Annotated in this window: 19 protein-coding genes; 10 read left to right on the top strand and 9 right to left on the bottom strand. The window is 73.2% G+C overall.

Going from position 1 to position 22,576, the window contains the following annotated elements; all coding sequences use genetic code 11:
- Positions 1-31: 31 nt before the first annotated feature.
- Genes IH45_RS0108315 through IH45_RS0108295 form a run of 5 tightly spaced genes read right to left on the bottom strand, consistent with a single transcriptional unit; the run spans position 32 to position 5,951 of the window.
- Positions 32-1,438 (bottom strand): MATE family efflux transporter, encoded by a 1,407-nt coding sequence (locus tag IH45_RS0108315; RefSeq protein WP_030663727.1) that lies wholly within the window; start codon positions 1,436-1,438, stop codon positions 32-34.
- Positions 1,439-1,446: 8 nt separating this feature from the next.
- Positions 1,447-2,475, bottom strand: a complete 1,029-nt coding sequence (locus IH45_RS0108310; protein ID WP_030663723.1) for a cysteine synthase family protein — start codon at positions 2,473-2,475, stop codon at positions 1,447-1,449.
- A 49-nt stretch (positions 2,476-2,524) separates the two neighbouring features.
- Positions 2,525-3,910: a type III PLP-dependent enzyme domain-containing protein gene (locus IH45_RS0108305; protein WP_030663720.1), complete on the bottom strand. Its 1,386-nt coding sequence runs from the start codon at positions 3,908-3,910 to the stop codon at positions 2,525-2,527.
- The gene (locus IH45_RS0108300; protein ID WP_199810638.1) at positions 3,901-4,926 is read right to left on the bottom strand and encodes an ornithine cyclodeaminase family protein; all 1,026 of its coding nucleotides are present in this window, start codon (positions 4,924-4,926) and stop codon (positions 3,901-3,903) included. The genes IH45_RS0108305 and IH45_RS0108300 overlap by 10 nt, the downstream gene beginning before the upstream one ends.
- 26 nt (positions 4,927-4,952) lie before the next feature.
- Entirely contained in the window at positions 4,953-5,951 is a 999-nt protein-coding gene (locus IH45_RS0108295; protein WP_030663716.1) for a TauD/TfdA family dioxygenase, read from the bottom strand.
- Between the two features lie 388 nt (positions 5,952-6,339).
- On the opposite strand from IH45_RS0108295, the gene IH45_RS0108290 reads away from it, so the two are divergent.
- From IH45_RS0108290 to IH45_RS0108255, 7 genes are all read left to right on the top strand, one after another.
- Complete coding sequence (locus IH45_RS0108290) at positions 6,340-7,884, top strand: ABC transporter substrate-binding protein (RefSeq protein WP_030663714.1); 1,545 nt, start codon at positions 6,340-6,342, stop codon at positions 7,882-7,884.
- Between the two features lie 110 nt (positions 7,885-7,994).
- A complete protein-coding gene (locus tag IH45_RS0108285) occupies positions 7,995-8,885 on the top strand; it encodes an ABC transporter permease (RefSeq protein WP_032917008.1) in 891 nt (296 codons plus the stop codon).
- Positions 8,882-9,715: an ABC transporter permease gene (locus IH45_RS0108280; protein ID WP_078897349.1), complete on the top strand. Its 834-nt coding sequence runs from the start codon at positions 8,882-8,884 to the stop codon at positions 9,713-9,715. The genes IH45_RS0108285 and IH45_RS0108280 overlap by 4 nt, the downstream gene beginning before the upstream one ends.
- Positions 9,716-9,753: 38 nt before the next feature.
- Positions 9,754-11,268 (top strand): ABC transporter ATP-binding protein, encoded by a 1,515-nt coding sequence (locus tag IH45_RS0108275; RefSeq protein ID WP_234440461.1) that lies wholly within the window; start codon positions 9,754-9,756, stop codon positions 11,266-11,268.
- Between the two features lie 205 nt (positions 11,269-11,473).
- Positions 11,474-11,920 carry a cyclic nucleotide-binding domain-containing protein gene (locus IH45_RS0108265; RefSeq protein WP_030663706.1) on the top strand — a complete coding sequence of 149 codons (447 nt, stop codon included), beginning with the start codon at positions 11,474-11,476 and terminating at the stop codon, positions 11,918-11,920.
- A gap of 144 nt (positions 11,921-12,064) precedes the next feature.
- Complete coding sequence (locus tag IH45_RS0108260; protein ID WP_050514640.1) at positions 12,065-12,739, top strand: CBS domain-containing protein; 675 nt, start codon at positions 12,065-12,067, stop codon at positions 12,737-12,739.
- 235 nt (positions 12,740-12,974) lie between these two features.
- The gene (locus tag IH45_RS0108255; RefSeq protein WP_050514639.1) at positions 12,975-14,540 is read left to right on the top strand and encodes an AMP-binding protein; all 1,566 of its coding nucleotides are present in this window, start codon (positions 12,975-12,977) and stop codon (positions 14,538-14,540) included.
- Between the two features lie 68 nt (positions 14,541-14,608).
- Here IH45_RS0108255 and IH45_RS0108250 read toward each other — a convergent pair whose 3' ends face one another.
- Positions 14,609-15,433 carry an alpha/beta fold hydrolase gene (locus tag IH45_RS0108250; RefSeq protein WP_030663700.1) on the bottom strand — a complete coding sequence of 275 codons (825 nt, stop codon included), beginning with the start codon at positions 15,431-15,433 and terminating at the stop codon, positions 14,609-14,611.
- A 283-nt stretch (positions 15,434-15,716) separates the two neighbouring features.
- Here IH45_RS0108250 and IH45_RS0108245 point away from each other — a divergent pair, with 283 nt between their 5' ends.
- The gene (locus IH45_RS0108245; protein ID WP_030663697.1) at positions 15,717-16,793 is read left to right on the top strand and encodes a glutamate--cysteine ligase 2; all 1,077 of its coding nucleotides are present in this window, start codon (positions 15,717-15,719) and stop codon (positions 16,791-16,793) included.
- Positions 16,794-16,843: 50 nt separating this feature from the next.
- Here the strand turns inward: IH45_RS0108245 and IH45_RS0108240 are convergent, their stop codons facing one another.
- Positions 16,844-17,764: a helix-turn-helix transcriptional regulator gene (locus IH45_RS0108240; RefSeq protein WP_030663694.1), complete on the bottom strand. Its 921-nt coding sequence runs from the start codon at positions 17,762-17,764 to the stop codon at positions 16,844-16,846.
- A gap of 177 nt (positions 17,765-17,941) precedes the next feature.
- Here IH45_RS0108240 and IH45_RS0108235 point away from each other — a divergent pair, with 177 nt between their 5' ends.
- Entirely contained in the window at positions 17,942-19,405 is a 1,464-nt protein-coding gene (locus tag IH45_RS0108235; protein WP_030663690.1) for an MFS transporter, read from the top strand.
- Between the two features lie 101 nt (positions 19,406-19,506).
- On the opposite strand, the gene IH45_RS0108230 is transcribed toward IH45_RS0108235, so the two are convergent.
- The gene (locus tag IH45_RS0108230; RefSeq protein WP_030663687.1) at positions 19,507-20,466 is read right to left on the bottom strand and encodes a D-2-hydroxyacid dehydrogenase family protein; all 960 of its coding nucleotides are present in this window, start codon (positions 20,464-20,466) and stop codon (positions 19,507-19,509) included.
- Positions 20,467-20,682: 216 nt separating this feature from the next.
- Here IH45_RS0108230 and IH45_RS0108225 point away from each other — a divergent pair, with 216 nt between their 5' ends.
- The gene (locus tag IH45_RS0108225; RefSeq protein WP_030663684.1) at positions 20,683-21,312 is read left to right on the top strand and encodes an RraA family protein; all 630 of its coding nucleotides are present in this window, start codon (positions 20,683-20,685) and stop codon (positions 21,310-21,312) included.
- A 293-nt stretch (positions 21,313-21,605) separates the two neighbouring features.
- Here the strand turns inward: IH45_RS0108225 and IH45_RS0108220 are convergent, their stop codons facing one another.
- The gene (locus tag IH45_RS0108220; protein ID WP_030663681.1) at positions 21,606-21,875 is read right to left on the bottom strand and encodes an acyl carrier protein; all 270 of its coding nucleotides are present in this window, start codon (positions 21,873-21,875) and stop codon (positions 21,606-21,608) included.
- Between the last annotated feature and the right edge of the window lie 701 nt (positions 21,876-22,576).

Genomic DNA, 22,576 nt, shown 5'->3' with positions numbered 1-22,576 from the left:
GCACGGCACGGGAATATCGCCCGGCCGCTGCTCATACGGTCCGCGGCGCAGGCGTCCGGGCGCGCAGGCTCGCCCCGTAGCGGCGCAGGAGCAGCACGGCCGTGGTGGCGAGGCCGGTGAGCAGGCCGAGCCAGATGCCGAGGGTGTACAGCCCGGCGGCGTAGCCCAGGAGCCAGGCGGCGGGCAGGCCCACGGCCCAGTAGCCGACGAGGGTGATGCGGAAGCCGCCCGTGGTGTCGTCGAGACCGCGCAGGAGGCCGACGCCGATGTTCTGCGCGCAGTCGAAGAACTGCAGGACCATGACGACGAACAGCAGGTGGGTGGCGATGGAGACGGCTTCGGCGTCACGGGGCCCGGCGGTGTCGAAGAACGCTCCGAGGACCAGGCCGGGCAGCGTGGCGTAGACGACGGCGACGACGGCCATGACCGCGCCCGCGCAGGCCAGCGCGGTGTTCCTGATGCGCAGGGCGGTGTCGGTGCGGCCGAGGGCGAGTTCACGGCTGACGTTGATGGACGCGGCGTGCGAGAGGCCGACGGCGACCTGGAAGACGATGTAGACGAGCTGGTTGACGGCGGTGTGCGCGGCCAGCGCCGCGCTGCCGAACGAACCCGCCATCAGGGTGGTGACGGAGAAGAAGCCCGCCTCGGACCCGTACGTCGCGGCGATGGGCACGCCGAGCCGGACGAGGCGGCGGACCGTGGCACGGTCGGTCCGGGCGATGTTCAGGCCGATCAGCGGCGCCAGTACGGCGTCCCGCTTGGCGGCGGCGTACAGCGCCAGGAAGGAGAGGACGTACACGAGCGTGGTGGCCACCCCCACGCCGGGCAGGCCCAGCTCGGGCAGCCCCCAAATGCCGTGAATGAAGCACCAGTTGAGCGCGGCGTTGACGGCGACGGAGACGAGGGTGATGCGCAGCAGCGCCTGTGGCCGGCGCATGCCCACGGTGAACTGGCGCACGGCCTGGAACCACAGGCACGGCAGCAGGCCCGGCGCGAGGGCGAGCAGCATCGGCTGCGCGCGGCCGACGATCTCCGCGTCCTGCCCGAGCCAGGTCAGCGCGCGGCCGATGAGGAGCATCAGGGCGGCGCCCGCCAGCCCGGCGAGGGTGGCGACGGCCAGCCCGGCGCGGACGGTCGCACGGACCTCCTCACCGCCCTCGTGCGCGTCGGCGCCCGTCCCCTCCATCCGCGCGGCGGCGGCAGCCGTCCGGTTGCCGACGGCGGTGACGAGTCCGACGCCCATGGTGCGCAGCTGGTTGAAGAGGACGATCGCCAGTCCGCCCGCCGCCAGGTCGGCCGTGCCGAGCAGGCCCATCATGACGGTGTCGGTGGTGGTCAGGGCCACCTGCGCGAGCTGGGTGAGGACGAGGGGGACGGCGAGGGCGGCCAGCGCGCGGCTGTCGCGGAGGAGCGTGGCGGGCTGCACGGCGAGCGTCATGGCGGGCCTCACCTCCTGCGGAGCTTGGTGAGCGTCTCGTCGATCCCGTGTTCCAGCTCGCGGTCGACGAGGTCGCGGGCGTGCATCCAGTCGTCGTTGAAGACGGTGTCCAGGTACTTCTCGCCGCCGTCGTTGACCAGCGCGACCATGGTGGAACCCGGCGCCAGGGCGGGGAGCCTGGCCAGTGCCTCGTGGACGACACCGCCGGCCGAGCCGCCGATGAGGAGCCCGGTGGCGCGGGCGACGGCACGGGCGGTGGCGAAGGCCGCCACGTCGCCGACCTTCACGCCCTCGTCGATCAGGTCGAAGTCGACCAGCGCGCCGATCTCGGCGCCTTCGGGCGTGCCGGTGCCGGACTGGTAGTAGTCGTGGGCCGGGCCGCCGAAGGCGATGGAGCCCTTGGGCTCGACGCCGACCGTCGTGCAGCCGGGTACGAGCGTGCGCAGTGCGCGGGCGGTGCCGCAGAGGCCGCCGCCGGTGCCCACGGCGCCGATCAGGACGTCGAGCCGCCCGTCCAGGGCCTGGTGGAGTTCGTGGGCGACGGGGAAGTAGCCGACGCCGTTGCTGGGGTTGTTGTGCTGTTCGGTGAAGAAGGTGTCGGCCCGGCCGCGGGCCAGTTCCGCGGCCAGTTCCTCGCGCGCGGCGGTGGCCAGTTCCTCGGCCCCGTCGTCGGCCACGTAGACGAGTTCGGTGCCCAGGGCCTTCATGGCGCGGAGTTTGTCGGTGGCCGCATGGTGATCCACGACCGCCGTGAACGTGTAGCCGCGTTCGGCCGCGATGACCGCCAGGCCCAGCCCGGTGTTGCCGGACGTGGACTCCACGACGCGTCCGCCGGGCCGCAGGTCGCCGCGCGCCTCGGCGTCCAGGATCATCTGCCGGGCCATCCGGATCTTGGCGCTGCCGGTGGGGTTGAACATCTCCAGCTTGAGCAGCAGCCGGCTGCCGGTAGCGGTGCGGCCCAGCTCGAACAGCGGGGTGGCGCCGATGAGGTCGGACACGCGGGAGACCACGGCAGGACGCCCGAGGGCGTCGTTCATGGGGTTCACGGGTGAACTCCTGAGGCAGAGGAGGAGGGGTCACAAGGGGTCAGCGGGCGGGGTTCCGGTCGAGGCGCCAGCGCGGCCGGGCGGCGCCCGGCCGGTCCACGACGACCTTGGGCGGCAGCGGCAGCTCGTGGAACGGGGACTCGTTCGAGTCCATCTGGTACCCGGCCGTGTTCGGATAGACCAGCAGGTCGCCGACGCGCGGCCGGGCGGGGAACGGGACCTTGCGCCAGGTCAGCAGGTCCGGCTCCAGGCAGGTCGCGCCGCCGACGCACGCGGGGTGCACCGCGTCGCCCCGGGCCCGCCCGTCCGGGGTGACCAGGTACGGATCGGGCAGGTACTCGCTGTTGAACCACTGCTCGGACAGGCTGAGGCTGGTGCCGTCGACCGTCAGGATGCGGTAGCCGTCGCGTTCCTTGACGCCCTGCACGCGGAAGACGGACGCGCCGGCGCCGTCCAGCAGGGCCCGCCCCGGCTCCGTCAGCAGCAGCGTTCCGGTGTCCTTGAGACGTCCTGCCAGGCTCGTACGGCCGCCGTCGGGGACGGTGTCCAGGATGACGCGCAGCGCGTCGGCCCCGGCGACGGGCGAGTGGTACGGATAGAAGCCGTCCGCGTCGAACGCCTTGTGCGCGTGGTAGTGCTCGGGGCGCTGCGCGGCGAGGAACGCGTTCCAGTGGCCGCCGCTGCTGTAGTCCACGGCGAAGCCGCCGCCGATGCTGATCCGGTCGGCCCGCAGGCCCATCTCCCGCGCGCGCAGGCACGCGTCGATGAGCCGGCCGGCGAGGTCGGCGCGCGGCCGGGTGGCGTATCCGGACAGGTGGAAGCTGAAGCCCTCCATCCGTACGGCGTCCCCGGCCCGTACGCACCGGTCCAGCGCGGTGTCCGCTTCGGCGGCCGTCATCCCGAAGCGGCTGTGCGGCCGCCCGGGCGGCAGGCGGCGCAGCAGGAGGCGGGCGGGGCGTACGGTGCCGGTCAGGGCGAGCGTGCTGAGCAGGTCGAGTTCGTCCAGGGCGTCGACGGTGACGAGGCAGCCGTGCAGGACGGCCAGCCGCAGCAGTTCGTCGTTCTTGGCCGGGCCGGTGACGACGATGTGCTCGCCGCGTACGCCGTGGCCGAGGGCGTCGCGCAGTTCGGGGACGCTCGCCACGTCCACGCCCGCGCCGTGGGCGGCGCAGCGTTCCGCCCAGACGGCGGCCTTGTTGGCCTTCTTGGCGTAGTGGACGCGGCCCGCCACCCCGGCGTCGTCGAGCGCGGCGCGGAAGGCCGCGAGGTTGGCGTCGAAGCGGTGCGGCAGCAGGAAGTGGAAGGGGCCGCCGAAGGCGTGGGACAGTTCGTGCAGCAGGCCGCTGTCCATGATCCGGTCGGTGCCGGGGTCGGCGTGGGCGGGCAGCGTCGGTACGTCCGCGGGGCACGGTCCGGTCAGGCCCACAGCGCCACCCGCGTTCCCCGTCCCTGGTCGAGGGCGAGCCGGGCGAAGCGGTGGCCGAGCGCGATGTCGGTGACGACCAGGCCGCTGTTGTACGCGAAGACGCGCTCCCCGGCCGTGCCGCGGCCGGTGGCCGTACCGGCGATGACGGCCGGGAGCTCGGCGTCCACGGCGGGCAGCCGCCCGGCCGCGTCGGCCATGTCGGTGCCGGTGACCCGCATCTGCGCCTCGCTGGTGGCCACGACGCGGTCGGCGCGGTGCAGGGTGGAGGGCGCCAGGCCGTGCCCTACGAGGACGGACAGCGCGCCGGGCTTGAGCCAGCCGGCCTCGACGGCCGCCGGGGTGTGGCCGCCGGCCGTGGCCACGAGGACATCGGCGTCGCCCGCGGCGGCCCGCAGGTCGGTGACGGTCTCCACGTCCCGGTCGGGGAAGTGGCCGCGCAGTCCGTCCCGTACGGCCGCGATGCCCTCGGGGTGGGTACCGGACAGCATCAGCCGCTCCAGGCCGGGCAGCGTCGTGAGCAGGAACGGGAGGGCCAGGCGGCCCTGGGTGCCGGTGCCGATGACCAGGGCGCTGCGGGCCCCGGGCGGCGCGCACTCGCGGGCCAGCAGCGCGGAGACGGCCGGGGTGCGCAGCGCGCCGACGCGGCCGCAGTCCAGCATCGCGACCGGCAGGCCCGTGGTGTCGTCGTAGAGCGTCAGCGTCGTGTAGTAGTGCTGCTCGTCGCGGCCCCGGTCCAGGCCGTGTTTGTACGAGGTCTTCACCGCGACCACGTCACGGGAGCCGTCCCGGCCGAGCATCGCATACGCGACGGAGTGTCCGTCGGCGGGTTTGACGGTGAGCTTGCGGGGATTGTCCGAGCGGCCCGCCGCCAGCGTGCGGCAGGCGTCTTCGACGGTGTCCAGGACATCGGCGAAGTCGATGCGGAGGCCGGCCAGGTCGCCCGCGGACAGGAGGGTCAGGGTTCGGTCGCCGGCGGGTATGGAGCGGGTGTCGTCGGCCACGGTGCGGTCGGTCATGTCCGTCCTCGGGGAGATGCGAGCGGTCATCCGGCGTGCGCTTCGATGGCGGCCTGACCGTAACCGTGCTCGGAAGCCTCGGCCAGGGGGCGTGTACGGCGCGCGGGGACACGGAGGGAGGCACGCTTGAGCCAGCGGTCGGTGCCGTCGTAGCGCGCCTGGAACGGCACCCGGCCGTGCACGACCAGATCGTTGTCGAGGACGAGCACGTCGCCCGGTGCGAGGCGCACCGCCACCGAGACACGGGCCAGTTCGGCTTCCAGGCGCCGGTAGGCGGCGCGGTGGGCGGGTGTGGCGTCGGCCAGCGGGGTGTACGCGGGGTCGAAGCGGAGTGTCAGACCGTCCTCGGCGCGGTAGAGGGTGGGGACCGCGGGCGGTGGGCCGCCGTCGAAGTGCCGGGCCCCGGCGTACGCGTCGTCGGGCAGGATCGGCAGCAGCGGCCGGCTCAGCAGCTCGACGTCGGCCGCGGCGAGCCGTACGCGGCGTACGCCGGCCGCGGTGGTGGCGACGCGGTCGTGGTTGCGCATGCAGCTGAGCATGAGCAGGTGGGCGCGGCCGGGGTGGAAGGCGTCCTCGGTGTGCGGGCTGAGCAGCACCGCGCTGCCGGCACCGGTCTGTTCGCCCTCGTGGCCGGGGGCCGGGACGATGTTGTGTACGAACCGGCCGCCCTGCTGCCCCTCCCAGGCGATGGGGTCGCCCATGGCGGTGGCGAGCAGCAGCAGGACCACGTCGTGTACGGCGCCGCTGTCACCGGCGGCGGCCCAGCCGGCGGGTGTGGGGCCCAACTCGGTGTCGTCCACGTCCAGGCCGCGCAGGACGAAGAGGCCGTCGTCGGTGTCGGCCGGGCGCAGCTGCCGGCGGACCGAAGGGGGCAGCCCGTCGGCGGATTCCGCGACGCGGGCGAGGAGTTGTGGTGCGGCGGAGGTCCCGCGGCCGACCGCGGCGAGGATCTTCTCGGCGGTGCCGCGCAGTTCCACGGCATCGGCGGGGTCGAGCTGGCGGACGGGTGCGGCTCCCGTGGTCATGTCCAGGTGGTCCGTTTCCGTTGAAGGTCCATTGAAGGCCCATTGAGGGGGCGTTGAAAATCCGCTGAAGGTCCGTCGCAGGCGGGGAATCGGGTCCGGTGCGATGCCGTACGGGCAGCGCGCGGCGCGCTCGACGGTCCGGGCGCGGCGCGTCATCGCTGCCGCTCCGTGCCCGGAGTCCAGCGGACAGTAACGACGCTACTCACCTAAGTTAGGCAAGGCAAACCTCACTTGCTTTGCCCGCGCCTGCCCGGCTTCGCTCAACTCCCTCCCATTAAAGGGCAGTTGGCACCGGCGCACGGAAGCACTCAGCGGGGAGCACCCTTGCGGGGATGGTCGCCATGAGGGTAGGCAACCCTAAGTGACCGGCCGAACGAAGCGAGGCACCGTGGATTTCACCAGGCGGCAACTTCTGTGGACCGGCGGGACCTTGGGCGCGGCGGCGATGCTCGCGGCGTGCGGCGGCGGCGATGACGCGGCACCCGCCGCCGGCGGCTCACCGCGGCAGGGCGGCACCCTGCGCATCGGCGCGCTGGGCCGTACGTCGGCGATCACCCGCGACCCGCACGGCACCCAGGGCAACGAGAGCGACTACCTCGTCATCGCGCTCGTGTACGACACGCTGACCGCGCCCGGCGGCAGGACCGACAACACCGTCCCCCGCCTGGCCTCCGCCTTCACGCCCTCGAAGGACCTGAAGACCTGGCGCTTCACCCTGGCCGAGGGCGCCGCCTTCCACGACGGGACGCCGGTCACCGCCGACGACGTGGTCTGGTCGCTGCGCCGGCTGCGCGGCACCCCCTCCGGAGCGGCCCGGCTGCCCGGTATCGCGGCCGGCCGCATCACCGCCGACGGCAAGCGCACCGTCGTCCTCGTCTCCGACTACGCCAACGCCGAACTCCCCCTGCTCACCCGGCTGTCCACGTTCGTGCTCAAGAAGGACACCCCGGACGCGGAGATACCCCGGGCGCCCGGGACCGGGCCCTTCAAGCTCGACTGGTACCGCGGCGGCAACGCCCGGCTGCTGCGCAACACGCACTGGTACGGCGGCGCGGTCCACCTCGACGCCGTCGAGGTCACCATGTTCCAGAGCCCGCAGGCGATGGCGAACGCGATGCTGTCCGGCCAGATCGACGTGGCGTCCAACGTCGGCGCGGTCGCCGCCCGTACCGCCGAAGCCCGCCGGGACATCCAGGTCGTCCGCCGCCCCGACGACATGGCCATGCCCGTGGTGATGCGCACCTCCGACGGGCCGTTCGCCGGCGCGGAGGTGCGGGAGGCGATGAAGCTCCTGGTGGACCGCGAGGCGATGGTCCGGCAGGTGCTGTCCGGGTACGGGTCGGTCGCCAACGACATCCTCGGTACGGGCGATCCCGCCTACGCCGGGGACATCCCCCAGCGGCGACGCGACCTGGCCAGAGCCAAACGGCTGCTGACCGACGCCGGGTTCGACTTCTCCCGTACGTACCGGCTGGTCACCACGGAGGACGTCGCCGGGCTCGCCGAGTCCGCCACGCTCTTCGCCTCCCAGGCCCGGGAGGCCGGCGTCAAGATCGAGGTCGTCAAGCAGGAGTCCGGTGCCTTCTACCAGAAGACCTGGCTCAAGGGCGACTTCTACACCAACTACTGGGGCACCAACGACTCCGTCGTCTTCTTCGCCTCCAAGACCCTGACCACCGGGGCCGGGCAGAACGAGGCCGACTGGTCGGACAAGGAGTTCGACGCCGCGTACCACAAGGTCCTGGCCACCGCCGACCGCTCGGCCCGCACCGCGGCTCTGCGCGGCCTCCAGCGCATCGAGCACGACCGGTCCGGCTATCTGCTGTGGGGCATGGCCGACGGCATCGACCTGGCCGCGCCGAAGGTCCGCGGCCTGCCGAAGCTGCCCGGTTACGGACGCGTGCAGCTCGAAAACGTCTGGCTCGCCCCGTGACGGGGAGCGGGGCCCCGAAGGACACCACCCGGCCCGTACCGGAACCGGCCGCGCGGCGCGCCGGTGCCCTGGCCGCGCGGCCGGCGGCCGTACTGGCCAAGCGCGTCGCGATGCTGGTGGTGCTGCTCGCGGTGGTGTTCGCCGCGATCGAGCTGCTGCCGGGCGACGCGGCCACCGCCACATCCGAACGCGGCGAGGGCGCCGCCGGAGTCGCCGCGCGCCGTCATCTGCTCGGCCTGGACCGGCCGGTGTGGGAGCGCTTCCGGGACTGGATCACGGCGCTGCCCACCGGTGACCTCGGTACCTCGGCGCGCGGCGAACGCGTCTCCGACCTGCTCGCCGCGCCGCTGCCCAACACCATCCTGCTGGCCTCCACCGCGTTCGTCCTGACCGTCCTCGCCGCGCTCGCCCTGGGCACCTGGGCCGCCGCCCGCCCGAAGGGCGTCGTGGACCGGGTGGTGGACCTGACCTCGACCGCCGCCTTCGCACTGCCCGAATTCGTGGTCGCCGTCGGTCTGTTGCTGGTGCTGTCGCTGTGGACGGGCTGGCTGCCGGCCGCCACCGTCACCGGAGCCGACGGGGCGCCCGCCCGGTGGAGCATGCTGGTGATGCCGGTGCTGGCCCTGACCGTTCCGCAGACCGGCTGGAACACCCGTATCGTCCGCGGCGCCCTCGCCGACCAAGCCGCGGCCCCGCATGTGGCGGCGGCCCGCCTGGACGGGCTGCCCACCCGGCAGGTGCTGCTACGGCACGCGCTGCCGGGCGCCTGGCCCGCCATCGCGACGGGCGTGGCCACCTCCACCGGCATGCTGCTCGGCGGCACCGTCGTCGTGGAAACCCTCTTCAACTACCCCGGCATCGGCACGGTACTGGCCGGAGCCGTCGCCGACCGGGACACCCCGGTCATCGCGGCCGTCGTCGCCTGCTCGGCCGCCCTGATCACCGTCGTCCTCCTGCTGGCCGACCTGATACGGGCGCGCACGCTGGGAGCCCGCTCATGAGCACCGTCGCGGTGGGCGCCCGGCCGTGGCTGCGTACCGCCGCACCCGCCGTCCCCGCCGCCCTGCTGATCCTGGTGGCGCTGACCGGTCCGCTGCTCGCCGCGCACCCGGTGGACCGGCCGGTCACCGCCCCGTACGGGGAAGCGGGGACGGGCGGCGCGCCGCTGGGCGGGGACCAGCTCGGCCGGGACGTGCTCAGCCGGCTGCTGCACGGCGGGAGCGCGCTGATCGGAAGCGCGCTGGTGGTGGCCGCCGTGGTCACCTTCCTGGCGACCCTGCTCGGCTGCTTCGCCGTGCTCGGCCCGCGGCTGGGGTGGCTGGTCGAACGCGCGGCGGACACCGCGATCCTGCTGCCGTCGGTGCTGGGCATCATGCTCCTCGCGCTGGCCTGGCCCGGCGGCGGCCGGCTCGCGATCAGCGTGGCCGCCGTCGCGCTGGGGACCCCGTACGCCGTACGGATCGTCGCCGGAGCGGCGGCCCCGCTCGCCGCCACCGGCTTCGTGGAGGCGGCCGCCGCGAGCGGTGAACGCCTGGTCCACCTGGCGCTGCGCGAGATCCTGCCCAACCTGCGCGCCACCGTGCTGGCGCTGTTCGGGCTGCGCTTCGTGGAGGCGGTGTACGTCATCGCCATGGCCGGCTTCCTCCAGCTCGGCCCCCGTCCCCCGGAGGCCGACTGGGCGCTGATGATCCGCGAGAACGGCCCCGGCATCCTCCTCAACCCCTGGGCGGTCCTCGCGCCCGGCCTGGCCATCGGGCTGCTCGCCGTCGGCGTCAACCTCGCCGCCGGCGCCCTGGCACCCGCCACCGCCCGCAGGGCCGCCCTGCGATGACCCCGGCCGTCCCGCGCCCGCCTCTGGAGGACACCGCTTTGGCCCCGACCGACTCCCCGCCGCCCGTGACGGTCACCGACCTCGAAATCAGCCTCGGCGCGGGGCCCGTGCTGCTGCGCCGCACCGCCCTGACCCTGCGGCGCGGCCGGATCACCGCCCTCACCGGGCCGTCCGGCTCCGGCAAGACGACGCTTCTGCACGCCGTCGTCGGCGACCTCCCGTACGGCGCGCGCGTCACCTCCGGCAGCGTCGAGGTGCTGGGCCGGGATGTGTTCACGCTCGCGCCCGCCGCGCTGCGGACCCTGCGCCGCCGGCATGTCGCCTACGTCGGCCAGGACCCGGGCTCCGCCCTCAACCCCCGGATGACGGCCCGGCGCCTGATCGCCGAACTGGCCGCCGACCGTTCGCCGGAGGCGATCGAACGGGTCATGGCCGACTGCCACTTGCCCGGTTCGCTCGCCCACCACCGGCCCGGCGCACTGTCCGGCGGCCAGCAGCGGCGGCTCGCGCTGGCCCGCGCTCTGGCCCGGCGGCCCGAGGTACTGCTGCTGGACGAGCCCACCGCGGGGCTGGACGCCGCCCTGCGCGACGAGATCACCGCGCTCCTGCGCCGGCTCGCCACCGGGCACGGTCTCGCCGTCGTGCTGGCCGGCCATGATCCTTACGTTGCCGAGAGCTGCGCCGATACGGTGGTCGCCCTGGCCGGCGGGGCCGCCCCGTACGCACCTGGCGAACTGTACGGACCTGACGCCCCATACGCCCCACCCGCCACGGCGCTCCCCGCCGCGAGCCGCCCGGCTTCCTCCGACCTGCCGCCCGAGAAGCCCGCAGCACCTCCCCAAGGCCTGCGCGCCGAGAATCTGCACGTCGCCTTCACCCACCGGGGCCACACCCACCAGGCCCTGGCAGGCGCCGACTTCCACGCCCCCACCGGCTCCGCGACCGGCATCACCGGCCCTTCCGGCTGCGGCAAGACCACCCTCCTGCGGACCCTCGCGGGCCTCCAGACGGCGCAGTCCGGCACCCTCACCTGGGACGGCCGGCTCCTGCCCACGCCCGTACGCAAACGCAGCCGCGACCAGCAGCGGCGCATCCAGCTCGTCCCGCAGAACCCGCTCGGCGCCCTTAATCCGGCCCGCACCATCGGCGCCACCCTCAGCCGTCCCCTGCGACTCCACCGCATCGTCGGCGCGCGGGACATGCCCGCCCGGGTCGGCAGCCTCCTCGATGCCGTCGGCCTGCCCGGTGACTTCGCCGGCCGCTATCCCCACGAACTCTCCGGCGGACAGCGCCAGCGCGCCTCCATTGCCCGCGCCCTGGCCACCGAACCGGACCTCCTCCTGTGCGACGAGGTCACCTCCGCCCTCGACCCGGCGTCCGCCACCGCGGTCCTGGACCTCCTCGCCCACCTGCGCGCCGCGCGCCGGCTGACCCTCGTCCTCGTCAGCCACGAAGTCGGCCTGATCGCCGCCTACACGGACACCGTGCATCTGCTGCGGGGCGGGCGGGTCGTCCGGCCCGCGGCACCGTGTGAGGGCGCCGCGTCGGCATAGCGGAGCCGGGAGAACTCCTGTGAAACGCGGAGGGCTTGACACGCGGAGGGCTGTTCGGCAGTGCCGCAGGGCTGATCGGCCCCTGCCGGGGCGGCCGCACGCGGCGGAGCCTGATGGCATGGGATCTGCCGGTGCCCGACGGCCCGCCCCGGACGGCCGCGGGCGCCGGCGCCGCGGAGGAAGCGGAGGTGGAGCGGTGAGGACGATGACCGGACGGCTCGGTGCGCTGCCGGCGGAACACCGCGAGCGGCTGATGGCACGGGCGCGGGAGGTCTCCTTCCCGGCCGGCGTGCGCATCTTCGAGGAGGGCCGCAGGGCCGACCGCTTCTGGATCGTGCGGACCGGAGCGGTCCAGCTCGACATCCGGGTGCCGGGCCGCCGCGCCGCGGTGGTCGAGACGCTGCACCCGGGCGACCCGCTGGGCTGGTCCTGGCTCTTCCCGCCGTACAGCTGGCAGCTGGGCGCGGAGACGCTGAGCCCGGTACGGGCCTGGGAGTTCGACGCCCAGGACGTACGGGCCCTGTGCCACGAGGACCCGGTGCTCGGTCACGCGCTCGTGCTCATGTACGCCGAGGTGATCGGCGACCGGCTGCGGTGCGCGCGGACCCGGCTGCTGGACCTGTACGGACCGTACGGCAGCGGAGTGCGCTGACCGGCCTCCTGTGTCCGGGCCCCGGTCGGGCGCCCGGGGCCCGGACACAGGTACCGACCGCCGGGATCCGGCCGGGACGGTGTGTGGTGCACGGGCCCGCGAGGCACAACCCTGGGGGAAGAGCCCGCGCTGAAGGAGTCCGTGATGCAGGAGCCCGCGACGCAAGGGAACAGCCTCCGCACCGTCGGCGACGTGATGACCCGCACCGTGATCAGCATCGGCCGCGCCGCCCCGTTCAAGGAGATCGTCCGCACGATGGAACAGTGGAAGGTCAGCGCCCTGCCCGTTGTCGAGGGCGAGGGACGGGTGGTCGGCGTGGTGTCCGAGGCGGACCTGCTGCCCAAGGAGGAGTTCCGCGACCACACGCCCTCGCGGATCGAGCAGATGCGCGTCCTGGACGCCCTGATCAAGTCCGGTGGCGTCACCGCCGACGAGCTGATGACCGCGCCCGCCGTCACCGTGCACGCGGACGCGACCCTGGCCCAGGCGGCGCGCACCATGGCCTGGTACCGCATCAAACGGATGCCGGTGGTGGACGCCGTCGGCCGGCTCGAAGGCGTCGTCAGCCGCAGCGACCTGCTCAAGGTCTTCCTCCGCGAGGACGAGGAGATCGCCGAGGAGGTCCGCCGCACAGTCGTCGGCCAGCTCTTCGCCCACCGCACCCACGACCTGGCCGTCGAGGTCCGCGAGGGCATCGTCACCCTCTCCGGCACCCTGGCCGACACCTCGCTCATACCGGTGGCCGCGCGGCTGGCCCGCGCGGTCGAAGGGGTGGTCGAGGTCGACATACAGCTGAGGGGCGGCTCCGGACGGTCGTGAGGGGCGGGGCGGCACGGGCACGGCGTGGCGGACGTACTGCCACCGGGCGACGCCCGTCCCGCCCCAGGACGCGTGACCGCACGCCCGGCAGACCCGTACAGCACAGGCAAGCGCGACGCGCCAGCCACTTTTCAGACATCACGCGCTGTTCATCGGCACGACACCTTCATACGGCAACCGGTTGTTAGCTTACCGAGAAGTAGTAATCGCCTACATCCGTAGGGAGAAATACTTCATGACCACCGGCACCGACCTCGCCGCCGTAGAGGTGAATTCCCCCACGACCGTATTCCGCACCTATGTCGAATCGATTCTCGACGTCATGTCCGCCGCACCGGACCGCCCCGTCATCACCACGGCGGACGGCCGGCAGATCACCGCCGGTGAATTCCGCGACGCCGTCCACCGCATCGCGCGCGAATTGCGCGGCTGGGGAATCGGGCGCGGCAGCACCGTGTCCCTGCTGTCCGGCAACCGGCCCGAGGCACTCACCGCCCGGTACGCGGCCAATCTGCTCGGCGCCCGCGCCGTCTTCCTGTACCCGGGCATGGCCCCCGAGACGCTCGCGCACATCGCGCGGAGCGTGGACACCGCGCTGCTGCTCCTCGACCCGGAGCTGCCGGAGGCCGCCGAAAGCCTGCTGGCCCACGCACGGCCCCCGTACGTCCTCTCCTTCGGCCCCGGACCGCACGGCCAGGACCTGCTGGCGCGCGCCGCGCGGCACGAGCCGCACCCCGTACGGAGCGCGGCCCGCCCCGAGGACGACTGGTGCATCCGCCACACCGGCGGTACCACCGGCGTCCCCAAGGGTGTCCGGATGCCGCACGGCCCCTACGAGGCCATGCTCGCCTTCGGCTCCGTCGGCGCCGGCGAGCCGCCCCGCTTCCTGGCCTGCACCACCCTCGCCCACGTGGCGGGCAACATCGCCGACGCCACCTTCCTGGCCGGCGGCTCGGTGGTCCTCCAGGACGCCTTCGACCCCGGCCGGGTGCTCGCCGCGGTCGAACGCGAGCGGATCACCCACCTGTGGCTGCTGCCCCCGCTGATCTACCGCCTGCTCGACCACCCCGCGCTGGCCGGCACCGACCTGTCCAGTGTCCGGCGGATCTCCTACGGCGGCTGCGCCGCCTCGCCGGCACGGCTGCGGCAGGCCCACGAGGCCTTCGGCGCCGTCCTGTTCGGCGGCTACGGCCAGTCCGAGGCGGGCCACGTCACCGCCATCGGCCCCGACGAACACGCGAGGATGTCCGGGGACGGGCAGGCCACGGTCGGCCGGGTGATCCCCGGCGTCGAGGTCGCGATCCACGACGAGCACGGCACCCCCGTACCCGTCGGCGCGGTGGGCGAGATCCGGGTGCGCTCCGCCCAGGCCATGACCGGCTACTGGAAGCAGCCCGAACTGACCGCGCAGGTGCTGCGCGACGGGTGGGTGCACACCGGGGACCTCGGCTACCTCGACCGCGAGGGCTATCTCCACATCGTCGACCGGCTCAAGGACATGATCATCGTGGTGGGCGGCCATGTCTACACCAGCGAGCTGGAGGACCTGCTGCTCACCCACCCGGACATCGCCCACTGCGCGGCGTTCGGCGTGCGCGGCCCGGACGCCGGCGAAGAGGTGCACGTCGCGATCGTCCCCGTACCGCAACGCCCGCTCGACCTGGGCCGGGTGCGGGAGTTCGTCACCCGGCACAAGGGCGCGATGTACGCGCCCTCCGCCCTGCACCTGGTTACGGAGATCCCGCTGACTCCGGTGGGCAAGCCCGACAAGAAGCGGATCCGGGCGATGCTGGGGAACTGAAGGGGTGGGCCGGGGGCCGGGCCCGGGCGCACGAGGGCCCGGAGGGCGGGCCCGGGCGTACGGCCCGCTCAAACCCGCTCGGCCTTCTGCCGTCCCGCGAAGAATTCCAGAATGGCGGAATTCACCAGCTCCGGCTTTTCCAGATACCCGTAATGGCCGCACCCCGGCAGCTCGGTGTACGCGGCGCCGGGAATGCACTCGGCGACCTCGCGCACCAGCCGCGGGCGGACGATACGGTCGTCGCCGAATCCGATGACCAGGCACGGACACCGAATGGCCCGGTACGCGGGCCGCCGGTCCTCGATCACCTGGAGGCCCAATTGGCCGCGGACACCGGTGAAATCGGTCGCCGCCGTCATCTCGAAGATGTCCAGCCAGCCCCGGAGCCGTTCCTCGTCGCCGAGCGTCTCCCCCGACAGGTACTGCAGGGCCTGGACGTAGGCCGCGTACCGGGGCGGGAGGACGGCTCCGCTGTCGCACAGGGCGATCTCGGCGGACGCCATCGCGCCGACCAGCGTGTCCGCCCGGCCGATGGTCGCCATCAGCACGGCCCGGCCGACGAGTTCGGGCCGGGCCACAAGCAGTTCCTGGACGATGATCGACCCCAGTGAGAAGCCCACGACGCGGCACGGCCCCGGGCTGACGTGGGTGATGAGGCCGGCGAGGTCGGCCGCCATGTCGTCGAGGGTGAAGGGGTGTTCGTGCTGCCCGTTCGACGCGACACCCCGGTGGTCGAAAGTGATCACCCGGTATCCGGCCGCGGTCAGGGCGGGCACCTGGTGCGCGCGCCACACCCGTCCGGGCGCGCCGGTACCGGTGACCATCACGACCGGTTCCCCGGTCCCGTACTCCTCGTACGCGAGACGGATCCCGTTCGTCCTCAGCACCGGCATGAGCCCGCCCCCCTCCACGGAACAACCCGGGCACGCTCACCATCACAACAGATCCAGTCGGCCGCGTACCGATGTCCAACCGACCGGTCTCCGCGCCGGGCATACGGCCCCGCCGGCATGCCGGCCTCCGCATTCGGGGCCGGCGGCCCGCGTCACACCCCCGCTCTCATCACGCCACTCGGTGGCCGCCCGACCCCTTGTGCCGTGCCGCGCGAACGTCTCCTATGGCAGCAGGCCCGAAAGCCCGTCCTGCTGACCGTCGCCGGTCGAGAGAGGCTGTCGTATGCGGAGCGTGGGTGTGGAAGAAGAACTGCTCCTGGTGGATCCGCACTCAGGGGAGCCGCGAGCTGTCGCCGGGACCGTGCTGGCCTCGACTCCGCACGATTCCACCTTGGACAAGGAACTGCACCGCGAGCAGCTGGAGATCGCCACCCGTCCCAGAAAGCTGATCGAGGACCTGGCCGCGGAGGTCGGGCGCTGGCGTGGCGAGGCGGCGCGCCGGGCGCGCCGGGCCGGTACGGAACTGGTGGCCCTGGCCACTTCTCCGCTGCCCGTCACGCCGTCCCTCAGCGTGGACGAGCGCTACCAGCGGCTGGAGGAGGAGTTCGGCCGTACCGCGCAGGAGCAGCTGGCCTGCGGCTGCCACATCCACGTGTCCGTGGAGTCCGACGACGAGGGCGTGGCCGTACTGGACCGCATCCGCCCCTGGCTACCGACGCTGCTGGCGCTCAGCGCCAACTCGCCTTTCTGGCAGGGCAAGGACACCCGGTACAGCAGCTACCGCAGCCGGGTGTGGGGCCGCTGGCCGTCCTCCGGGCCCATGGAGCCGTTCGGGTGCGCGGAGAACTACCACCGGCGGGTGCGGGAGATGCTGGCGACCGGCACCCTGATCGACGAGGGCATGATCTACTTCGATGCCCGGCTGTCGCGTCACTACCCCACCGTCGAGATCAGAGTCGCCGACGTGTGCCTGCAGTCGGACGACACGGTACTGCTCGCCGCGCTGACCCGCGGGCTGGTCGAGACGGCGGCCCGCGCGTGGCGTGCGGGCGAGCCGCCGGACTCCGCCGGGATCGGTCTGCTGCGGCTGGCGACCTGGCGGGCCGGCCGGTCGGGCCTGTCCGGCCGGCTCGTCCACCCGCTCACCTGGACCCCGGCCCCCGCCGAGGCCGTGGTCCGCGCCCTGCTCGACCACGTCGGCGAGGCCCTGGAGGACACCGGCGACCTGGCCCTCGCCAAGGAAGGCCTCGACACCCTGCTGGGCCGCGGCAACGGGGCCCATGTGCAACGGGAACTGCTGGGACGGACGGGGGACCTGCGGTCGGTGGTCGGGGAGTGCGTGCGGCGTACCGCCGTGTGAGGGGGACGGGTGTTACGGCGCGGGTTGCGCTGTCCGTGGGCGAGAAGGGATCACCGGGGGCTCGGTGCGCCCTCGGCGCGCCGTTGCGAAACCGCTTCGAGGCCGTCCGCGTACGCACTCAACTCCCCCAGTTTCCCGGCCGTCCCGTCGTCCGACGGCATGCAGGAGACCAGCGTGACCCCAGGGGTGTCGACCGGTGTGAGTTTGACGTAGTCGAAGGTCAGGCGTCCCAGATGCGGGTGGTCGAAGACGCGGCGGGTGGGTCGGAATTCGGCGATGTCGTGGGTGTCCCACCAGGTACGGAATTCCGCGCTGCGTTCGCGGAGGTCGGCGGTCAGACGGGTGAACGCCGGGTCGCCGGGGTGCCGGTCGGCGCCGGCGCGGTACTGCTCCAGCAGCGTACGGGCCTGGTCGGGCCAGTCGGCCAGCAGCGTACGGATACGGGGATCGGTGAACACCAGGCGCAGCAGATTGCGTTCGGGATCGCCCCAGTGCGCCGGGTCGCCGATGAGGCCCGCTTCCGCGCGGTTCCAGGCCAGCAGGTCCCAGTTGGCGGCGATCACGTACGCCGGGTGCGGGTCGAGCGCGTCCACGAGCCGCTGCAACGTCCGGCCTCCGGCCTGTGCCGCAGCAGGTGCCGGCAACGGCTGTCCGGCCAGGGCGAACAGGTGCCGGGTCTCGGCCGGGGACAGGCACAGGACCCGGGCCAGGCTGTGCAGGACCTGGCGGCTGACGGTGATGTCCCTGGCCTGTTCGAGCCACGTGTACCACGTGACACTGACACCCGACAGCGTCGCGACCTCCTCGCGGCGCAGTCCGGGCGTACGGCGGCGCGGGCCTGCCGGGAGGCCCGCGTCACCGGGGGCGATGCGTTCCCTGCGGGAGCGGAGGAAGGCGGCCAGGACCCGTCGCTGTTCCGCCGCGTCGGACGCCGTCCCCTCCCCGCTCCCCCTGGCTTCGCGCCCGCTCATTCCGGTCCTCCCCCATTTCTTCCCCAGTCCTCCCCCACTCGCGGTCCCCGTGCGCGATGCGTGTTCCCGCGGCGGCCGCAGCCGCTCCCAGCACTCCGGACCGCACAGGGGGGTACCGCCACCACCAGCATAAATGGCCTCTGTACCGCCGTCCGGGCCCGGACGAGGGTCGAGATCATGACGTACACCAGGCCACCGGCCGACTCCGGATTCGACGTCCGTGCCCACGCCCGCACCGCGCCCTCCCCCTGGCGCGCCCTCTCCGTCGTCCTCATCGGCACCTTCGTGGCCGTACTGGACACCTTCATCGTCCTCGTGGCCACTCCGGCCATCCAGCAGGACCTGCACGCCTCCGACGCGGACGTGCAGCTCGTCCTCGCCGGCTATCAGCTCGCCTACGCCGTCGCCCTGATCACCGGCGCCCGCCTCGGCGACCTCATCGGCCGCAAACGGTGCTTCCTGATCGGTATGGCCGTCTTCACGCTCGCTTCGGCGGCCTGTGCTGCCGCGCCCGGCGCCGGGGCGCTGATCGGCGCGCGGCTCGTCCAGGGTCTCGGTGCCGCCGTGATGTCCCCGCAGGTCTTCTCGACCGTCCAGGTGCTGCTGCCGCCGGAGCGGCGCGCGCGGGCGTTCGGTGTGCTCGGCGCGGTCATCGGTACGGCCGGGGTCGCCGGGCAGCTCCTCGGTGGGGTGCTCGTCTCCGCCGACCTCTTCGGTACGTCCTGGCGCCCGGTCTTCTGGGTGAACGTACCCGTCGGCCTGCTCACGCTGGCCCTGGCGGCCGCCCTCGTCCCCGAGTCGCGGGCCCCGGAGGCCCACCGCCTCGACCTGGCCGGCACGGCCGTACTGACGCCCGCGCTCTTCCTCCTCGTCGTACCGCTGGTCGAGGGCCGGGAGGCCGGCTGGCCGCTGTGGACATGGCTCAGCCCGGCCCTGGGGGCACTCGCCCTCGTCGCCTTCGCGCGCGTGGAACGCCGGGTGGAGGCACGCGGCGGTTCCCCGCTCGTACGGCTGCGCCTGCTGCGGTCCCGCGCCTTCGCGGTCGGCATGGTGCTGGTCCTGCTCACGTACTTCGGGATCAACTCCCTCTTCCTGGTGCTGTCCGTCACCCTGCAGGACGGCCTCGGCCTGGGCACCCTCGCCGCCGGCGCCTTCTACCTGCCCTTCGCGGCGGCCTTCTTCGCCGGCAGCCTCGTCGCCGGGCGCCTGGCCCGTTACGGGCGGCGCCTGTTGCAGACCGGGGCGCTCGTCCTCGGCCTCGGTCACGCAACCGCCGTCGCCGTCGTCCTCCACGCCGGGGCCGCGCTGACCGCCCGGTCCCTCGTCGTCCCCCTGCTGGTGATCGGCGCGGGCACCGGTGTGCTGGTCACGCCGCTGCTCAACGCCGTACTCGCCCGCGTACGGCCCGCGGAGATCGGCATGGCCTCCGGCATCCTGTCCACCGGCCAGCAAGTGGGCGGCTCGGTCGGGGTCGCCGTCGTCGGCGTCATCTTCTACGGCACGCTGGGCGGCGCCGCGCACCACGACCCGAGCGCGTACGGCCCTGCCCTGGCCGCCGCCCTGGCCTTCTGTCTGGCGCTGGCCATCGCGGTGTCCGTCCTGCTGCGGGCACTGCCACAGCCGCCCGGGGCGTGTGAGTAGGAGTTCATCGGGCCGTACAACAGGCTGCCGTCTGGAGCCGTCGGCGGTGGGCAAGGGGCTGGCGACACGGGCCGCACGGGTGCTCATCGGCTGGGCCGTCCTCACCCCAGCCGACGTATCGGCGCCCCCTTGAGAAACGCCTCGATGTCCTCGACGGCCTGACCGTAATACGTACGGTAGTTGTCCTGGGACACGTAGCCGAGGTGCGGCGTGGCCAGCAGCCGTGGTGCCGTGCGCATCGGATGGTCGGCGGGCAGCGGCTCGGTGTCGAAGACGTCGATGCCCGCGCCGGCGATCCGGCCCTCGTGCAGCGCGGCGAGCAGGGCGTCCTGGTCGACGATGGCCGCGCGCGAGGTGTTGACCAGGTACGCGGTCGGCTTGAGCAGGGCCAGTTCGGGGGCGCCGAGCAGCCCTCGGGTGCGGTCGCTCAGTGCCAGGTGGACGGAGAGGAAGTCGCTGGTGCGCAGCAGTTCCTCCAGACTCGGCGCGAGGCCGGTGCCGACCTCTTCGGCGCGTTCCGCGGTGAGGTTCCGGCTCCACGCCACCACGTCCATGCCGAACGCCGCGCCGACCCGGGCCACCCGGCTGCCGATCTTGCCGAGCCCGAGCAGGCCGAGCCGCTTGCCGTGCAGGTCGGCGCCGACCGTGGACTGCCAGGGGCCGCCCGCGCGCAGCGCGTTGTGCTCGGTGACCACGCCCCGGGCGAGGCCGAGGAGCAGCGCCCAGGTCAGTTCGACGGGCGGGGTGGACGAACTGGCCGTACCGCACACCGTCACGCCGTGCTCCGCCGCCGCGGCGAAGTCGATCACGGAGTTGCGCATGCCCGAGGCGACGAGGAGCTTGAGCCGGGGCAGCCGGGCGAACAGCCCCGCCGGGAACGGCACCCGCTCGCGCAGCGTGACGACGATGTCGAAACCGGCCAGCGCCCCGGCCAGTTCGTCCTCGGTGGCGAAGTGCCGGGTGAAGCCGGTGACCTCCACCCGGTCCTGGACGGGGCTCCAGTCGGCGGCGGTCGTGGCGATGTCCTGGTAGTCGTCGAGCACGGCACAGCGCAGGTTCATGGCGGTGTCTCCGTAGGTGCGATGGGTGGTCGAGGTGCCCGGCCCGCCCGGGACCCGCGGCACGGTGATCACATTACGGGTGCGGTGCGGCGGCCGTACCGACAACTCACAGGGGTGGCGGCCGCACCGGCAGCTCGATGGCAAAGGACGTAAAGGATGGGAAAGCCGCCCGGAATCCCTGGCGTTGATCCACTTGAGCCGGTAGAAGAGGAACCCATGAACGACTTCTCCGGCTTCCGGACCGTCCCCACCACCACCCTCGCCGACCTCCTGGGGCGCGAGCAGGTCATGGACAGCGGCATCCGGCCCCTGTGGTCCCCGGTCCCGCGCGTGGCCGGGCCCGCGTTCACCGTGCGGTGTCCGCCGGGTGACAACCTCATGCTGCACGCGGCCGTGCACCGGGCGGAGCCGGGTGCGGTCATCGTCGTGGAGTCGGGGGACCTGGACTACGCGCTGGCCGGAGGAAACGTTTGTGCCGTGGCCCGGCGGCGTGGGGTGGCGGCCATCGTGGCGGACGGGCTGATCCGTGACCTCGGCGAGGTACGCGAGGCGGGTTTCCCCGTGTTCGCCCGTGGTGTCATCCCCATCCCCGGCTCGAAGGCGGCTGTCGCGCCGCTCAACGGCCCGGTGCGGTGCGGCGGCGTGACCGTACGCGCCGGTGACGTCGTGGTGGCCGACGAAGAGGGCGTCGTCGTCACCCCCGGGCCCGGGGACCGTCAGCAGCAGGTGCTCGCCGACGCCCGGAAGAAACTGGCCAAGGAGGCGGACGAAACCCTCGACGCCTGGGAGGCGGCCCACCGGGCCCGTATCGACGCGATCCTGCGGGAGCAGGGGTTCATGGGGTGAGCGCGCGGGACCGACGGGACCGGCAGGACCGACGGGACCCACCGGGCCGGCCGTGGCACGAGGCCCGCCAACTGTGCTGGAAGCGCCCGTGCGGGCAGCATCCGACGACGTGCGACCCGGCGGAGCCCAGCTCGGCGGCCCGCGGCGCGTAGGTGCGCCGCCACCTCCGCCGCCGGAATCCCCCGCGCGGCAGCCTCCGCGCGGAAGTGGGCGGCCCGCGTCGCCGGGGTCTCGTCAACGGTTTCCGTGTGGGTCATGGGAGGACCTCAGGGCGCGCCCGCACACGGCGCGCCTCACCACCCCTCGCCCGCGGGGGCATGATTTTCGGCCAGACCGGCAACGAACGCGTCGATGTCCGTCAGGGAAACGAAAATGTTGGAGAGCAGCTCGTCGTCCGTGTCGCGCAGCGCGAAGTCGTTCTCGATGAAGGACATGAGCTGGATGTAGCCGAACGAGTCGATGACGCCCGCCTGGAAGAGGTCGGTGTCGGCCGTCACCTCGCCGCCGAATTGGACGAGGAAGCGCTCTTCGATGAACTGCTGGATCTTCTGTGTCCGGTTCATGTCTCAGGTCCTGGTTCCGTGGGGGAGAAGGCAGGGCGGTGGCCGGTCGCGCGCTCGGTGTGAGGGGGTGTCGGCGTTCTTCCGTACGGTCGGTGGCGTCGGCGACGGCCGCCGGGTCCGGGGCAGCGGAGCTCAATTTCCGTAAAAGTCGCCCGGCTTCGGCGTGGGCGGGTACGGCGCGGGGAGGCGATGGCACGGAGCGGGTCCTCCTGAAAGCGCGCGCCGCGCTACGGCGCCGCCGGACGCCACGGCCGCGGGTGCGCCGAGGCCGTGCCCGGAGCGGCAGCCGGCCTTCCGGTCCTCGCGCCGGGCGCGTCCACGTGGCCTTCTGAGTGCATGTCGTTCCTGTCCGCGAGGTGGTGGTCATTCGGTGCGAGGTACCCGCCCGGGCCTGTCGACGGGCGTCGGCCGGGCCGGCGGGCAGCCGACGGCCATCGTGCGCCAGCCCCCTTGCGGCCCCCTTGTCCGGACGCTGGCGGACGCTTGCCGGTCATCGGGCCGCGGCTTGCCGCTTCCTTGTCGTTCCGCTTGCCGGACGCTTGCCGATGGCTGGTTGCCGATCTTTGAACGAGTCGCCACATATGCCATGATCACTTTCCGGATGGACCCCGTTACAGCCCGGCACGTCCCCCCTTGCCACAGCCGCCGGCGTGAGAACGATTGGGACCCACATGCCCACACCCCACACCCCACCCCCCGCC

Source organism: Streptomyces rimosus subsp. rimosus (assembly GCF_000720725.1).
GTDB lineage: Bacteria > Actinomycetota > Actinomycetes > Streptomycetales > Streptomycetaceae > Streptomyces > Streptomyces rimosus_A.
The sequence above is the reverse complement of the archived record's forward strand: the minus strand, read 5'-3'. Positions and strand labels throughout refer to the sequence as shown.

Excerpts from the sequence above, each read along its gene's own strand:
- IH45_RS0108315 (WP_030663727.1), bottom strand. The coding sequence starts at position 1,438 with ATGACGCTCGCCGTGCAGCCCGCCACGCTCCTCCGCGACAGCCGCGCG.
- IH45_RS0108310 (WP_030663723.1), bottom strand. The coding sequence starts at position 2,475 with ATGAACGACGCCCTCGGGCGTCCTGCCGTGGTCTCCCGCGTGTCCGAC.
- IH45_RS0108300 (WP_199810638.1), bottom strand. The coding sequence starts at position 4,926 with ATGACCGACCGCACCGTGGCCGACGACACCCGCTCCATACCCGCCGGC.
- IH45_RS0108295 (WP_030663716.1), bottom strand. The coding sequence starts at position 5,951 with ATGACCACGGGAGCCGCACCCGTCCGCCAGCTCGACCCCGCCGATGCC.
- IH45_RS0108285 (WP_032917008.1), top strand. The coding sequence starts at position 7,995 with ATGCTGGTGGTGCTGCTCGCGGTGGTGTTCGCCGCGATCGAGCTGCTG.
- IH45_RS0108280 (WP_078897349.1), top strand. The coding sequence starts at position 8,882 with ATGAGCACCGTCGCGGTGGGCGCCCGGCCGTGGCTGCGTACCGCCGCA.
- IH45_RS0108265 (WP_030663706.1), top strand. The coding sequence starts at position 11,474 with ATGACCGGACGGCTCGGTGCGCTGCCGGCGGAACACCGCGAGCGGCTG.
- IH45_RS0108260 (WP_050514640.1), top strand. The coding sequence starts at position 12,065 with ATGCAGGAGCCCGCGACGCAAGGGAACAGCCTCCGCACCGTCGGCGAC.
- IH45_RS0108255 (WP_050514639.1), top strand. The coding sequence starts at position 12,975 with ATGACCACCGGCACCGACCTCGCCGCCGTAGAGGTGAATTCCCCCACG.
- IH45_RS0108250 (WP_030663700.1), bottom strand. The coding sequence starts at position 15,433 with ATGCCGGTGCTGAGGACGAACGGGATCCGTCTCGCGTACGAGGAGTAC.
- IH45_RS0108245 (WP_030663697.1), top strand. The coding sequence starts at position 15,717 with ATGCGGAGCGTGGGTGTGGAAGAAGAACTGCTCCTGGTGGATCCGCAC.
- IH45_RS0108240 (WP_030663694.1), bottom strand. The coding sequence starts at position 17,764 with ATGAGCGGGCGCGAAGCCAGGGGGAGCGGGGAGGGGACGGCGTCCGAC.
- IH45_RS0108235 (WP_030663690.1), top strand. The coding sequence starts at position 17,942 with ATGACGTACACCAGGCCACCGGCCGACTCCGGATTCGACGTCCGTGCC.
- IH45_RS0108230 (WP_030663687.1), bottom strand. The coding sequence starts at position 20,466 with ATGAACCTGCGCTGTGCCGTGCTCGACGACTACCAGGACATCGCCACG.
- IH45_RS0108225 (WP_030663684.1), top strand. The coding sequence starts at position 20,683 with ATGAACGACTTCTCCGGCTTCCGGACCGTCCCCACCACCACCCTCGCC.
- IH45_RS0108220 (WP_030663681.1), bottom strand. The coding sequence starts at position 21,875 with ATGAACCGGACACAGAAGATCCAGCAGTTCATCGAAGAGCGCTTCCTC.